Genomic DNA, 12,637 nt, shown 5'->3' on the forward strand with positions numbered 1-12,637 from the left:
CGGCGCATTATCGTTGATTTCACGTAGCAAGACAAAGTCACCAGCAAGCCACGCGTCAGGCTCACTGCGCGGCAGGTGCCGAGGGCGGTAGTGGAATGAAGCTCGGCCAGTCGTCCGGCACCACGAAGATGCGCCATTGCTGGCGGGGTGAGCTGGCGGTGGTCGGCTCGCCGTCAGGCGCCGCCACGCTGCGCTCCAGCCACAGCTGGCGGGGGTGTTGATGCGTGCGCTGGCGACTGTGCTGCTGAGGCGCCGTGACTTGCTGAGCCGCCGTGACTTGATGAACTGGTTCGTCCGGCCTGAGGTCGTCAGCGGCGCCAGGTGGTACGAAGTGATCGCGCAGCCAGCGGTCCAGTGCATGCCATGGTCGTAGCGACGCCACGGGCGGGGCGGCCAGCCAGGCAGGTTTTTCCCTGACACAGCCCAGCAGCGGGCCGCCATGCATCGGGGAGGCCTCGAGGGGCTGACAAAAGGCGGCAAACTGGCTGACCCTCATCCACCAGCCGGCCTGGCGCGCACTCTCGGGATGGCAATGGCGGGGCGGGGGCAGCGTGTCGGCGGGAGCTATATCTGGCTGCCAGGGGCGAAACAGGCAACCGGGCAATGCCAGTTGCTGGCCTGCAAGCAGCGGGGCAGGCGGATCTTCTGCCAGCGGTGAGTTCGTCTCGCTCGCGCCTGCCTGTCTGGCCAGTGCTTGTCTGGCCAGTGCCTGGCGGATCGTCTGCTGTCCGCGCTCGGTATAGGCCAGGGGCAATTGATGCTCAAGGCTGCGCTGATACTTGATGGCGAGGCTGTCGGCGCCGCCGGGGCCTATCCAGCGTGCGGGGCTGTCGGCCGCTTCAGGGCCTTCGGGCAGGCCGAGATAGAACTTGATCGCGACCTCCAGGTGCGTGGGCGCCGTGTCCTGCGCCGCCAGATAGAGCATGTCCAGTTCGCCCAGCGTGATCTTGCCCTGGGAAATCCTGAGGTTGTTGACCAGCAGGCGACTGCCGGGCGCGTGTGCCAGCACGAATTGCCAGAGCAGCTCGTGGTAGTGGCCCAGGCGATAGTGGCGGCGCTCATTCACGGCGGCCTCGAGCGCGTGGGGCGCCTGCTCCAGTGTCATCAGCCAGCGGTGGCGGACGCGGTCATCCTTTAGCCCGAGTGCCGCCAGGGACGGGCGCGGATAACGCGCAAGCTGCAAGAGATCCGGGGCATTCAGAAGCCAGGCGATATCCCTGACGCGCGGGTGGCTGTAGCGAGCGCAGTCGCGGCGCAGGTCGCAGCCGGTCGCACAGGGGGAGTCGGCCCATTGGGCAAAAGGGGGCGATGACTCGGCTGCACCGGGCGATGCATGGGACGGGGCTTCGGGCTCGATAGGCATGACGCCAGTGTATCCCACGTCGGATGACGGTCGATAATGCGTGGCACTGTTCGGGGCTGGCCCTGTGTGAACCGAGCCGAGTGCTGCTTGCTGGCCGTGGTGTCCTGCTGGTGCTCCTTTCCTCCCTCTCTCTGCTCCCTCTGTCTTTTCGCTCCTTTACTCACTCGTCACTCTTTACGCCAGTTATTACGGCACCCTTTACGCCAGCCTTGCGCTGCTCACTCGACACTTGCTCGCCGTTTTCTTGACGCTCTTCCAACACGTTCTGCTGTCCGCCGCCGGTAATGCGACGGCTGTCTCCGGGCTGTCATCATTTTGACATCGTTGCTTGGGTCGCCTAAGCGATTGAAAACGTTGAGATTACTTCGCGTGGTTGGGTGAGGGTGCTTCAGTCCGGGTTGGAAGAGCGCTGAATTGATTCGCTGGGGGAATCAATCCTGTTCCGGTGCGGGGATATATCCCGCGGCTCGCGAGGTTCACAATGCACTCCATCAACGTTGCAGCAAATATGCAGGGCTGATGAGGCGGTATTGACCTCGAGCTCTTGGTTGTCGAGCGACATGAATCTTCTCGACATCAGTGGGCAAGACGTCACCGACTGACAGTGTGAGGGGCAGAATCCACACCCTGAACAATCGGTCAATGAATATTCGTAAAGATTGATGTGCACAATTTCTTGCTGCTAGACGCTGTTTTCAGGCGTCTCAGCCAAAGAAAAAAGAAAAATACGCATTTTCTTGTTTTTGTGGCATCCAGTTCTGCTGTGGCGACGTATAACTCATCAGCACAGCAAGACACACGCTGCAGCGTGCAGCATGTTCGACCAAGGTGGTGGGCGAGACACTGTCTTCCTCAACCAAAGTCGATAGTGATCTGCCAGGCCGAAGCGCCGCTCAAGGGGATGGGTCAGCACGCAAACAAGGAATTCTTGCACTCTCCATGTTGTACAAGTCTTTTTCAGAACCGCTGCAATAGCTTTATGGGTGATGAGAGGGGCAGGAGGGTCAAGCACTGGGGAAGGCCGTTCGTTTCCAGTGGCGTTGCTCAAATAGAAACAGTGAGCTTCCAGTTGCACGGCTAGTTTGAGCGCAGCATAACCATTAGTCTGTTAATCATCGAAGCGCAGCACGCACCACAGTCAGTGAAGGCCAGGACCCGGACAGGGGTCAGCAAACCACTCCTTCACTGACTGACAACGACTCAAAGCGGAAGTATCCGCACCAGGACCAGGAGATACACCATGAAAAACATTTCCCTCAAGACTCTGATCGCTACCGTCGCCATCGCCACTGCCAGCACCTCCGTATTTGCCGCCGACGACAGCCCTGCCGCGGTGCGCGTCCAGAACGCCATCAGCAGCCAGCAGATCATGGGCCAGACTCAGCCGGCTGCCACCAGCCAGCAGAGCTTCTCCGAAACGGGCATGAGCGTTGCTGCCGGTCGCGTTGAGCAGGCGCTCAATGCTGACCACATCCGCGGCGTCGATACCGCTGCCGTGTCCCAGGCAAACGCCACCGTCAATGATCAGGGCAAGAGCGTCGCCGCTAGCCGCGTTCAGCAGCACATCAGCGACAACGCCTGAAGCAGAGTGGGTCACTCTGACAACTCGGTGACCCCCGAACATCGCCTCACCTGACATTCGACCTTGCCCATTTCTGGAGAATCATCATGAAAACCCTGACTTCCCTGATCGCCGCCGCTGCCATTTCCATTGCTGCCACCTGCGTTGCCACCGCTGATGAAAGTGTTGCCGATGCCCAGGTGCGTGCCGCACTGAGCGAACAGGTCATCCACGGCCAGGCGCAGCCCGCCGCAACGCAGCTGAATGCTGCCGAGTCCGGCATGAGTGCCGCTGCCAACCGTGTCGAGCAGTCCCTGAACGCCGACACCATCAAGGGTGAACAGACGCACGCCGTCTCCCGCGGCCAGAGCCTGAGCAACGACAACGGCAAGAGTGTCGCGGCATCACGCTTTGAAGATGCGCTGAACGACAACGCCTGAGTCTGCAGGTCCTGATTCATGGCCCCAGGCCCGGGACCACAGCAGCACTGATCTCACTTTTATCTATTCGCTATTCACTTTTTCTGGAGTCATCTCATGAAAACCCTCAATGCCCTTATCGCCGCCGTTGCCCTGTCCGTGACCGCCACTGGCGTCGCCAATGCCGATAGCGTTGCCGACCAGCAGGTTCGCGCCAACATCAGTGAATCCGTGATCCACGGTCAGGCCCAGCAGGCAGCCACTCAGCAGCAGGCCATCACCGATGCAGGCAAGAGCGTTGCGGCCAGCCGTGTCGAGCAGGCGCTGAACAGCCAGACCATCAAGGGCCAGCAGGCGCAGGTCACTCGCGACACCCAGCAGTTCGTCAATGATTCCGGCAAGAGCGTTGCCGCGTCACGTGTCGAGCATGCCCTGAACGACAACGCCTGATGCGTCGCGCCGTCACGCTGACGGCAGCGAACAAGGACTCTGCTTGCGACCTGGCTGACCTTTTTGACCCGGTTGGCCCAGTTGGCCCGGTTGACCCGAACAAAGATTTCACTGGAGATATTTCATGAAAATGCTCAATACCCTCATCGCCGCCACTGCGCTTTCCGTTGCTGCCACCGGTGCTGCCTTTGCAGACAGCGTCGCTGACCTTCAGGTGCGTTCTGCGCTCAGCGAATCCGGCATCCACGGCCAGGCCCAGTCCGCCGCCGCCGAGCAAGCCACCTTTGCCGATACCGGCATGAGCGTTGCCGCGGGCCGTGTCGAAAGCTCCTTGAACGATGCTGCGATCGAAGGTCAGCGCGCGACCCTGGCGTCTGACTCACAGCAATTCGTCAACGATGCTGGCAAGAGCGTTTCCGCGACTCGCGTCCAGCATGCTCTGAGCGAAAGCGTCTGAGCCAGATTGTCTGGTTCAGGTTGTCTGAGCCCCGCTCTGATTCGTGACTACGCATGGCAGCAACTGACTCAAGTGCCCCCGCAGCAAGTGTCGTCATGAGCAGCAGCAAGAGTTTTAAGCAGCTAGAGCTTGACGATCTAAAAGCGTGAACAAGCCAGTCGTACAGCAGTGTCACTGACACTGATCGCCAGGTGATACCTCGTCGCGAAGTGCAACGACAGTCTGACCCTTCCTGAAATGGCCGGTATCTGTCGGGAGTCATCCCGCGCAGCGACGCCCCGTGCCTAATACGATGACGTAGAAGGGTCCCGCCATGGGCAAGCCTGAATATCGCGCCATCGTAAGCCGCATCCTTGTGGGTAGTGCTTGTTGATAGTCTTTGATAATTGTTCACGTGGGTGATGTCAGTTATCAACTCTGATAGATATCCCGCCTGGATATACGCAGTACATGAAGTGATCAATGATGTGTCACTTCATGGCAACTCGATAGTGAAAATGAACGGAGGATAGAAAGATGATCAAGTCATTCATGACTCACGGCCTGGCAGCGTTTGCCCTCGCCGCCAGCGGCCTGGCCAGTGCCGATATCAGCACTGATGACAGCAGTAACGCGCGATTCAATAGCGCTCAATCTCACGGCATTCACAGCGAAGTGCGTGATTATCAGAAGAGCGAAAAGCGCTACGCCGCAAATCCTGACATTCTGATCATCAGCCGTGGCAATGTGTTTGCCGATAGTGATGTGCATGGTGCAGTCGATATCGACGCCGACCATCGCTGAGTTTTCGATGCTGAGGGTTCACACGACTCGGTTCACATGACACGCTTCACATGACTTCATGCCGTAAGTTGTCATTGCGAAACAATTGAAGCGCTGTGAACTGATTGCTGCTTGAATCACTGCGCAGCGACGATCGAAAGCGTAGGCACTGATGCGCAAGCCAGTGACTACCGAAATTCAGTGAAAGCGAAAGGAAATATCCCAGACGTAGAGACACTTTGATAGTGAGCAGAACGCTTGAGCAAGGGCTTTGGGGCCCTCCACCAGCCTGACTTGAACGACCCGGTGGCAAAACCCTTTCTCAAACGCTTTCCTGTCCTGGGTGTCGCTGTCCCGACATTCATTGCCCGCCACCATGGCGGGTTTTTTTATGCCAGGATTCCAGAATGGCGCAGCAAGTGGCTGGTCGACTCTGTGCATGGCGCCTTGCTTGATGCCCGCAATATGCTGAGGGTTTTCCAGATGATTCGTAAGGATTCATCGGCAGTTCACTGTGTGGATGTAATGATGCATCACGGTGATTAAACGTTGTTGATTGCCGGCCTGCATGTCGGATATCCCGAGGCAGGATGCCATGATATCACTCAAGTGGAGGCCCATGATGGTGCGCGGAAAACTCAAGAAAGTGGCAGGTTCATTGGTGTTGGGTGTTGGTCTGATGTCAGGGAGTGTGATGGCGGGTGATGTCGTCGAAAAGCCCAAGGTGCTGATCTTCGATGTCAATGAAACGCTGCTGGATCTTGCCTCGATGCGCAGTTCCGTCGGCGAGGCACTGGGGGGAAGAGAAGACCTGCTGCCCCTGTGGTTCTCGACCATGCTGCATTATTCTCTGGTGTCTACCGTGACCCGGGATTACCACGATTTCGGGAAGATCGGTGTCGCCTCGTTGCGGGTGGTCGCGCAGAACAACGGTGTTGAACTGACGGATGAGCAGGCGAAGAAGGCCATCATTACCCCGTTGCTGACACTCCCGCCTCACCCTGATGTCAAGGAAGGTCTGGCCAGGCTGAAGGCTGAAGGCTACAAGATCGTCAGCCTGACCAACTCGTCCAACAAGTGCGTCCAGGCGCAGTTCGAAAACGCGGGATTGCTGCCGTATTTCGATGCGCGCTACAGCATTGAAGATATCCAGATCTACAAGCCGGACCTGCGTTCCTATGAATGGGTGCTGGACAAGCTTGATGTCGAACCCGAGGAAGCCATGATGGTCGCGGCACATGGCTGGGATGTCGCGGGTGCCAAGGAGGCGGGCTTGCAGACCACGTTCATCGCCCGCCCGGGCAAGGCATTGTTCCCGTTGTCAAAGAAGCCCGATCATGTCGTGAAGGATGTGAACGAACTGGCCGACATTCTGCAATAGCACCAGAACCCTTGATTGACAGAATCCTTGCTCGACGGGTGCTGAAGATATCCTGTCAGCATGGCGTTTATGGCATTGGTGAGGCTGGCGGGCGTCGAGTGACAGGGCAATTTGCCTGTTCATGGTGAGATTGCCAGCCTCAGCGCATGGCAGATGATGGCGTCAATGGTAGGCTGGGCGGCATTCCCCTTCTTACCGACCGGAGCTGAACATGAGTGACGCATCACAGCAGCATGGCCACCGTGCCCCTCAGATCATCGAGCCGAGCGCCCAGGCGGATGCCTGCGTGATCTGGCTGCACGGCCTGGGTGCTGACGGCAGTGATTTCGTGCCCGTGGTGCCTGCGTTGGGTCTGCCCGAGAATCACGGCGTGCGTTTCGTCTTCCCGCATGCACAGGAGCTGGCCGTGACCGTCAATGGCGGCATGCGCATGCCGGCCTGGTACGACATTCTCGAGATGAATCTCGGGCGGCGCGTCGATGAGGTGCAGCTGCGTGAATCCGCGGCCTACGTGCATGCCTTGATCGAGGAGCAGATCGCCCAGGGCATCGCCAGTGAGCGCATCATTCTGGCCGGCTTCTCCCAGGGCGGCGCGGTGGTCTATGAGGCGGCGTTGAGCTGCGAGCGTCCGCTGGGCGGCCTGCTGGCGCTCTCGACCTATTTCGCGACCAGCGCGACCATTGCGCCGAGCGCCGCCAATCAGGGCCTGGCCATCAGTGTCCATCACGGTACCCACGACGATATCGTGCCGCTGGCACTGGGGGAGGCGGGCGCCGAGAGTGCGCGTGCACTGGGTCATCCGCTGGAATGGCAGACCTGGCCGATGGCGCACGCCGTGTGTCTCGAGGAAATCGAGGCGATCGGTGAGTGGTTCAAGGCGCGTCTGCTGGCCTGATCGGCTGTCAGTATCGACTGCCAGAGCAAAAACGCCGCTGACGGAGTGATTCGTCAGCGGCGTTTTCGTGTGCTGCCAGCGGTCCCGTCATGCGCCGTCAGCCCTCATGTCAGATGCTGGTCGCGTTCAGCAGCGATAGCGGTAGGCGAGGTGTTCATCCTTGCGCGGGCCGGTGATGCGCCAGTCGAGATCAAAGCCCAGGGCATTGCCCGTCTCATCGCGCACGATGACCAGCGTGGCGGCGTAGAGATCATCGATGCACAGATGCGCTTCACGACTGACGAAGTGATCTTCGCCTCGAGCGCTGTCGGCCACCAGGTCGAACAGGAAGACGGCGGCATCGCGGCCACGACGCTCATGACTGAGCGACAGTGCCTCGCCATCCGCGGTCAGCTGCCAGCGATAGCGGTTGTGGAAGTTGACGCTGGATGACTGGCCCTCGAGCTGGAACTGGCCCTGCTCGAGAAATACCACGCTCTCCGCCACTTGCTGAGCCGCCTGTCGTGCCCCGTCGTGAGGGGGAACAGTGGCTTCTCGAGAGACCGTCACCTCGCCGCTTCCCTGGCCAGACCAGGCATTGCGCGAGGCCGGGCCGGAGCGTGACGAAAAATCCAGCCGGCGGATCTGCGCGAGCAGCGCATAGAGGGTTACAATTGGTGTCAACTTCTTCTGGCTACCGAGTTTACTCGTCATGTCCTACCTGATTGGTGTCACGGCCCTCTGGGCCTTCTCGTTTTCCCTGATCGGCGTCTATCTGTCCGGTCAGGTCGATAGCTATCTGGCCGTACTGACGCGTATCGTGCTGGCGTGCCTGATCTTTGCGCCGTTCATGCGCCCGCGGGCGATCAGCGGTCGTCTGCGCTTCCAGTTGATGGCCATCGGCGCGATCCAGCTCGGCCTGATGTACATCTTCTTCTATCGCTCCTTCCTGCTGCTGCCCGTGCCGGAAGTGCTGCTGTTCACCATCTTCACGCCTATCTACATCACCTTGCTCGATGACCTGATGAACAAGCGCCTGTCGCCATTCTACCTGCTGACCGCCGCGATTGCGGTGCTGGGGGCGGCGATCATTCGCTACGACGGGGTCAGTGACGGCTTCTGGCTCGGCTTTGCGGTCGTGCAGGGCGCCAACCTGTGCTTTGCCATCGGGCAGGTGGCCTATCGTCAGGTCGCTCCGCAGCTGCCGGCGGATGTCGCCCATCGCCATGTGTTCGGCTGGTTCTATCTCGGCGCACTGGCGCTGGTGATCGTGATGTTCCTGCTGTTCGGCAGTACCGACAAGCTGCCGTCGCAGCCGGTGCACTTCGTGGTGCTGGGCTGGCTGGGCATCGTGGCCTCGGGGCTGGGCTACTTCCTGTGGAACAAGGGCGCGACGCGGGTCGATGCCGGCACGCTGGCGATCATGAACAATGCGCTGGTGCCGGCGGGCCTGCTGGTCAATCTGCTGATCTGGAACCGCGACGCCGACCTGGCGCGTCTGGCGCTGGGTGGGGCGGTCATCGTGGCGGCACTGGTGATCAATCAGGTGTGGGCGCGTCGCCGCGAGCAGGCGCTGCGCATGGCCTGAAAGGCTGTGCCATGGACGAATTCAGGCATCGCACCTCAATCAGCCCTCGCCCTGTGCGAGGGCTTTTTGCAGGTGAGCGGTGAGGCGCGCCAGTATGTCCTGCTGGCGGGGAATCTCGTCAGAGGGCCGTGCAGCATTCTGCGTCACTTCCTCGCCGAGCTGGGCCGCATTGAGACGCAGGCCGGACTGTTCGGCATTGAACAGGCTGCCGGGCAGGGTGGCGATGCCTGCATTCAGCAGCTCCTGATGCAACTGCTCAAGCTGGCGCGCCTCAAGGCTGGGCAGACCACACCATTGCAGATAGCCGCCGCTCGGTGGCGGCAGCCAGACGCTGTCGCCCAGCGCTGCGCTCAGGTGCGCGCGCAGACGCTCCAGGCGCCTCGCATAGCAGCGTCGCATGCGCTGCACGTGGCGGCCGTAATCCCCGCTGGTGATCAGTTCGCTCAGGGCAGCATGCATCCATGGCATGTCGCCCATGCCATTGGCCCAGCGCGCCCGAATCAACGCCTGCAGCCCCAGTGGTGAACCCTGCTCGGGCCGTGACAGCCACAGCCAGCCGCAGCGGGTGCGGGGGTCCAGCGTCTTGGAAAATGATCCGAGACTGATCAGCGCAGGCATCGGCCTGTCGGCATGGCGGTGGGCGAGGTCGGCCAGCCACGGATGGCGGGTATCGAAGCTCAGCTCGGCAAAGGTGGTGTTCTCGACCAGCAGGATGGCGTGGCGGGCCGCCAGTGCCAGCAGGCGGTGGCGATCTGGCGTGCTCAGCTGTCCGCCTAGGGGATTGTGGCCATCCGCGGTCACGATCAGGGCGTCCAGCCTCAGGGCGGGCGTCTTGTCATCATGACGTTCGAGCAGACGCTCGAGCGCCGCGACATCCAGTCCCTGGTGCGCGCGGGCAGGAATGGCGATCGCCTGATGGCCCTGGGCTTCAATGGCGGCCACGATGCCGAAATAGCCCGGCGCTTCGACGCCGACCCGACAGCGGCCCTTGGCGGCACGCAGCTGGCCGAGCAGCAGTGACATGCCATGCTGCGCCCCCTGACTGATCAACAGGGCGTCGCTGTCACAGGGATGGCCGTGGTGGCTGAGGTGCTGGGCGATGGCGGTGCGCAGCGCACTCGAGCCCGGCGGCAGGGCATAGGCGCTGGGATGCTGGGCATGCGCCCCGAGCTGAGTGCGCGCCAGACGATACAAGCGACGCACGGCGGGGGCGTCCAGCTCCGGATGAGCGGCACCCAACGGCGCCAGGCGCGGGTCACTGGCATTCGCCATCGCCTGCCAGGCCGGGTCGCTGATGGTGAGTGTGGTGATGGCACGCGGTTTGTGATGTGACTCCCGCTGCCCGTATTGCGATTCGCCGGGGTGATGAGATGAAGCCGGGCTGGTCTGTGAGTCGGTATTCAGGGCATCCGCGTCGTGAGCAGCCTGCGTCGCTGGCGCGACCCGATAGCCGGCACGCGGTTCGGCGATGATCAGGCCCGCCGCCTCCAGCTCGCCATAGGCACGAATCACGCTGTTGAGGCCGAGCCCCGACTGCGCCGCCTGCCGCCTGAGCGAAGGCAGGCGCTGGCCCGCGCTCAGTTTGCCCGTCGCCATCTGGGCCTTGAGTCGCTCGACCAGCTGCTGATAGCGCGGCAGCGTCGCGGCAGTGGCACCTGAGCTGGCGCCTGAACTGGCGGTTGAGCTGGTGGTTGAGTTGATGGCATCGCCGGCAAGCGAAGGGCGGCTGGCGGACGAAGCGTGCTCGGCGGATGACATGCCTGTCTGTACCCCTTGAATTGGTGGTTATCTGTATCTTGTGCCCCCTTGAGGGTTCGCGGCAAGCTGAAGGCTCATGTCGTGGTCCCGTCGGTGTACGTCCTGCACCTGCCTATGGGCCGACCGCTTGCCATTTCTCTCGCTGGAGTCTGCGTGATGTGGATGCCACTTTGCTTCGTGTTTCTGTTCGCCAGCGGCTTCATCGCCGCGCGCTTCGGTACCCTGGACGCTGAACCCTTCACCCTGCTGCTGGTGCGCAGCCTGCTGGTGCTGCCGGTGCTGGGGTTGATTCTGTGGCTGCGCCGCAAGCCGCGTCAGTGGGGTCGGCGCAACGACCGTCTGGCGCAGATGGGCATTGGCATGCTGTTGCATGGCGCCTATCTGGGCGGCGTGTTCGCGGCGGTCAAGGCGGGGCTGCCGGCGGGCCTGACGGCGCTGCTGGTCAGCCTGCATCCACTGGTGACGGCGGCCTTGTCACTGCCGTTGTTCGGCGTGCGGCTGGGGTCCAAGCAGTGGGCGGGGCTTGGCTGTGGCGCCATCGGCGTCAGTCTGGTGCTGGGGGCAGGGCTTGCCAAGGACGGCGCGGGCACCCTGGAGTGGCCGCTGATCGGGCTCGTCTGGTGCCTGGTGGCGCTGATCGGCGTGTCCAGCTCGACACTGTGGCAGAAGCGGGTCTCCGGGCGCATGGGGCTGGTCGAGGGGCTGATGTTCCAGTATCTCGGTGCGGGCGCGGTGTTCGTCGTCGCCGCGACCAGTGTCGGCAGCTTTGCCTTTGACCCCACGCCGCGTCTGCTGCTGACCATGGCCTGGCTGGTGATCGCCATCTCGGTCGGTGCCATCTGGCTGCTGATGCTGATGCTGGAACGGGGCGAGGCCCATCAGGTCGCGCGCACCTTCTTCCTGGTGCCGCCGTGTGCCGCGCTGATGGCATGGTGGCTGTTCGATGAGCAGTGGACTGCGCTGATGGTGGCGGGCGCGGCACTGGTGGTGCTGGGGCTGGTGCTGGACCGCCCGCGTCCGGGCAAGGCGCCGGCGGAGGACGCCACGCCGCCTTCGCCTTCAACTCCCTCAACCTCAACAGCTTCAGCAACTTCCAATGCCTCGGCAACGAACAGCGGGCAAGCCGCCCCGCGCTGAGGCGTGCCGAGCGCACAACTCACAACGCACAGCGCACCAGGTACAAAGCACAACGCCCCGCCGGCCCGAGATGGGCTGGCGGGGCGTTGTCGTTTCTGGCCAGTCAGAAGCGCTAGCCAGGAAGTGGCTGATCAGAAGCGATAGCTGATCCCGGCCATGGTCACGATGGGGTCGATCTCGACCTTGTCGTTGACGCTGCCCGCCACGGTGACATCGGAATCGATATCCAGATACCAGGCGGCGACGTTGGCCGCCCAGTGCTCATTGATCACCAGATCGACGCCGATCTGTGCGGCCGCGCCCCAGCTGTCATCCATCTCGAGTTTGGTGCCATCGTCGAGGGTTTCATCGGAGAAGTGGGTGTAATTGACGCCCGCGCCGATGTACGGCTGGATGCGCGATTCACGTCCGCCAAGCGGGTAGTACTGCAGTGTCAGGGTCGGCGGCAGGTGATCGACGGAACCGGCTTTCTGGCCATTGAGCGAGATGTCGTGGTCGAAATCCTGCGCCGCCAGCAGCTCGATACCGAAGGTGTCGGTGAAGCGATAGCCGAGAGTGAAGGCAAAGGCGCTGTCATCATCGACATCCACGTCGGCACCGATGGCATCGATGCGACCGTTGTCACTCTTCGGCGAGACCTCGGCGACACCCGCACGCGTCCAGAACTGCCCGGCGCCGTAGTTGAGCGAGGTGAGAGGGCTGTGAGAGTTGGCATTCAGCGAGTCGGCGGCCATGGCCGGTGCGGCGCCGAGAGTCGCGAGGCTGGTGAGGCCTGCCAGTGCCAGAAGCTGCCACGGGCGTGCTGCAGAGCGCGGGCTACGCGAAGTCAGGTGCGTGGGGAGGGAGGCTGAGCGAGTGACGACGTCGGACATGATGGCTCCTGAAGG

The 12,637-nt window shown here is 61.8% G+C and carries 14 protein-coding genes; 10 read left to right on the plus strand and 4 right to left on the minus strand.

Annotation, left to right across the window (positions count from 1 at the left end; translation table 11 throughout):
* Nucleotides 1-61 precede the first annotated feature (61 nt).
* Nucleotides 62-1,363, minus strand: a complete 1,302-nt coding sequence (locus tag HA399_RS05510; RefSeq protein WP_404326339.1) for a DUF1853 family protein — start codon at nucleotides 1,361-1,363, stop codon at nucleotides 62-64.
* A 1,240-nt stretch (nucleotides 1,364-2,603) separates the two neighbouring features.
* Between HA399_RS05510 and HA399_RS05515 the strand changes: the two genes are divergently transcribed.
* The 8 genes from HA399_RS05515 (at nucleotide 2,604) to HA399_RS05550 (ending at nucleotide 7,288) form a co-directional block, all read left to right on the plus strand.
* Complete coding sequence (locus tag HA399_RS05515; protein ID WP_107335218.1) at nucleotides 2,604-2,945, plus strand: hypothetical protein; 342 nt, start codon at nucleotides 2,604-2,606, stop codon at nucleotides 2,943-2,945.
* Nucleotides 2,946-3,031: 86 nt separating this feature from the next.
* On the plus strand, nucleotides 3,032-3,364 hold the full coding sequence (locus HA399_RS05520; RefSeq protein ID WP_404326341.1) for a hypothetical protein: 333 nt from the start codon (nucleotides 3,032-3,034) through the stop codon (nucleotides 3,362-3,364).
* Nucleotides 3,365-3,460: 96 nt separating this feature from the next.
* On the plus strand, nucleotides 3,461-3,793 hold the full coding sequence (locus HA399_RS05525) for a hypothetical protein (RefSeq protein WP_043335408.1): 333 nt from the start codon (nucleotides 3,461-3,463) through the stop codon (nucleotides 3,791-3,793).
* A gap of 124 nt (nucleotides 3,794-3,917) precedes the next feature.
* Nucleotides 3,918-4,250 carry a hypothetical protein gene (locus HA399_RS05530; protein ID WP_404326343.1) on the plus strand — a complete coding sequence of 111 codons (333 nt, stop codon included), beginning with the start codon at nucleotides 3,918-3,920 and terminating at the stop codon, nucleotides 4,248-4,250.
* 516 nt (nucleotides 4,251-4,766) lie between these two features.
* Nucleotides 4,767-5,033, plus strand: a complete 267-nt coding sequence (locus HA399_RS05535; RefSeq protein ID WP_404326345.1) for a hypothetical protein — start codon at nucleotides 4,767-4,769, stop codon at nucleotides 5,031-5,033.
* A gap of 237 nt (nucleotides 5,034-5,270) precedes the next feature.
* Nucleotides 5,271-5,558, plus strand: a complete 288-nt coding sequence (locus HA399_RS05540) for a hypothetical protein (protein ID WP_404326346.1) — start codon at nucleotides 5,271-5,273, stop codon at nucleotides 5,556-5,558.
* A gap of 73 nt (nucleotides 5,559-5,631) precedes the next feature.
* Complete coding sequence (locus HA399_RS05545; RefSeq protein WP_404326347.1) at nucleotides 5,632-6,393, plus strand: haloacid dehalogenase type II; 762 nt, start codon at nucleotides 5,632-5,634, stop codon at nucleotides 6,391-6,393.
* 211 nt (nucleotides 6,394-6,604) lie between these two features.
* A complete protein-coding gene (locus HA399_RS05550; protein ID WP_131431615.1) occupies nucleotides 6,605-7,288 on the plus strand; it encodes an alpha/beta hydrolase in 684 nt (227 codons plus the stop codon).
* Nucleotides 7,289-7,414: 126 nt separating this feature from the next.
* Here the strand turns inward: HA399_RS05550 and HA399_RS05555 are convergent, their stop codons facing one another.
* Nucleotides 7,415-7,981 carry a DUF6314 family protein gene (locus tag HA399_RS05555; protein WP_404326348.1) on the minus strand — a complete coding sequence of 189 codons (567 nt, stop codon included), beginning with the start codon at nucleotides 7,979-7,981 and terminating at the stop codon, nucleotides 7,415-7,417.
* Here HA399_RS05555 and HA399_RS05560 point away from each other — a divergent pair.
* Nucleotides 7,980-8,855 carry a carboxylate/amino acid/amine transporter gene (locus HA399_RS05560; protein WP_213113909.1) on the plus strand — a complete coding sequence of 292 codons (876 nt, stop codon included), beginning with the start codon at nucleotides 7,980-7,982 and terminating at the stop codon, nucleotides 8,853-8,855. The genes HA399_RS05555 and HA399_RS05560 overlap by 2 nt on opposite strands.
* 39 nt (nucleotides 8,856-8,894) lie before the next feature.
* On the opposite strand, the gene HA399_RS05565 is transcribed toward HA399_RS05560, so the two are convergent.
* Entirely contained in the window at nucleotides 8,895-10,613 is a 1,719-nt protein-coding gene (locus HA399_RS05565) for a PLP-dependent aminotransferase family protein (protein ID WP_404326349.1), read from the minus strand.
* Nucleotides 10,614-10,769: 156 nt separating this feature from the next.
* Here HA399_RS05565 and HA399_RS05570 point away from each other — a divergent pair, with 156 nt between their 5' ends.
* On the plus strand, nucleotides 10,770-11,750 hold the full coding sequence (locus HA399_RS05570) for a DMT family transporter (protein ID WP_404326351.1): 981 nt from the start codon (nucleotides 10,770-10,772) through the stop codon (nucleotides 11,748-11,750).
* Between the two features lie 131 nt (nucleotides 11,751-11,881).
* Here the strand turns inward: HA399_RS05570 and HA399_RS05575 are convergent, their stop codons facing one another.
* Nucleotides 11,882-12,622 carry an OmpW family protein gene (locus HA399_RS05575; RefSeq protein WP_404326353.1) on the minus strand — a complete coding sequence of 247 codons (741 nt, stop codon included), beginning with the start codon at nucleotides 12,620-12,622 and terminating at the stop codon, nucleotides 11,882-11,884.
* Nucleotides 12,623-12,637: the final 15 nt, after the last annotated feature.

It is taken from the genome of Cobetia sp. UIB-001 (genome assembly GCF_044789135.1).
In the GTDB taxonomy this organism is placed as follows: Bacteria; Pseudomonadota; Gammaproteobacteria; order Pseudomonadales; family Halomonadaceae; genus Cobetia; species Cobetia amphilecti.

What these genes read in the sequence shown, in the direction of transcription:
- HA399_RS05510 (WP_404326339.1), bottom strand. Translation starts at nt 1,363, where the DNA reads ATGCCTATCGAGCCCGAAGCCCCGTCCCATGCATCGCCCGGTGCAGCC.
- HA399_RS05515 (WP_107335218.1), top strand. Translation starts at nt 2,604, where the DNA reads ATGAAAAACATTTCCCTCAAGACTCTGATCGCTACCGTCGCCATCGCC.
- HA399_RS05520 (WP_404326341.1), top strand. Translation starts at nt 3,032, where the DNA reads ATGAAAACCCTGACTTCCCTGATCGCCGCCGCTGCCATTTCCATTGCT.
- HA399_RS05525 (WP_043335408.1), top strand. Translation starts at nt 3,461, where the DNA reads ATGAAAACCCTCAATGCCCTTATCGCCGCCGTTGCCCTGTCCGTGACC.
- HA399_RS05530 (WP_404326343.1), top strand. Translation starts at nt 3,918, where the DNA reads ATGAAAATGCTCAATACCCTCATCGCCGCCACTGCGCTTTCCGTTGCT.
- HA399_RS05535 (WP_404326345.1), top strand. Translation starts at nt 4,767, where the DNA reads ATGATCAAGTCATTCATGACTCACGGCCTGGCAGCGTTTGCCCTCGCC.
- HA399_RS05545 (WP_404326347.1), top strand. Translation starts at nt 5,632, where the DNA reads ATGATGGTGCGCGGAAAACTCAAGAAAGTGGCAGGTTCATTGGTGTTG.
- HA399_RS05550 (WP_131431615.1), top strand. Translation starts at nt 6,605, where the DNA reads ATGAGTGACGCATCACAGCAGCATGGCCACCGTGCCCCTCAGATCATC.
- HA399_RS05560 (WP_213113909.1), top strand. Translation starts at nt 7,980, where the DNA reads ATGTCCTACCTGATTGGTGTCACGGCCCTCTGGGCCTTCTCGTTTTCC.
- HA399_RS05555 (WP_404326348.1), bottom strand. Translation starts at nt 7,981, where the DNA reads ATGACGAGTAAACTCGGTAGCCAGAAGAAGTTGACACCAATTGTAACC.
- HA399_RS05565 (WP_404326349.1), bottom strand. Translation starts at nt 10,613, where the DNA reads ATGTCATCCGCCGAGCACGCTTCGTCCGCCAGCCGCCCTTCGCTTGCC.
- HA399_RS05570 (WP_404326351.1), top strand. Translation starts at nt 10,770, where the DNA reads ATGTGGATGCCACTTTGCTTCGTGTTTCTGTTCGCCAGCGGCTTCATC.
- HA399_RS05575 (WP_404326353.1), bottom strand. Translation starts at nt 12,622, where the DNA reads ATGTCCGACGTCGTCACTCGCTCAGCCTCCCTCCCCACGCACCTGACT.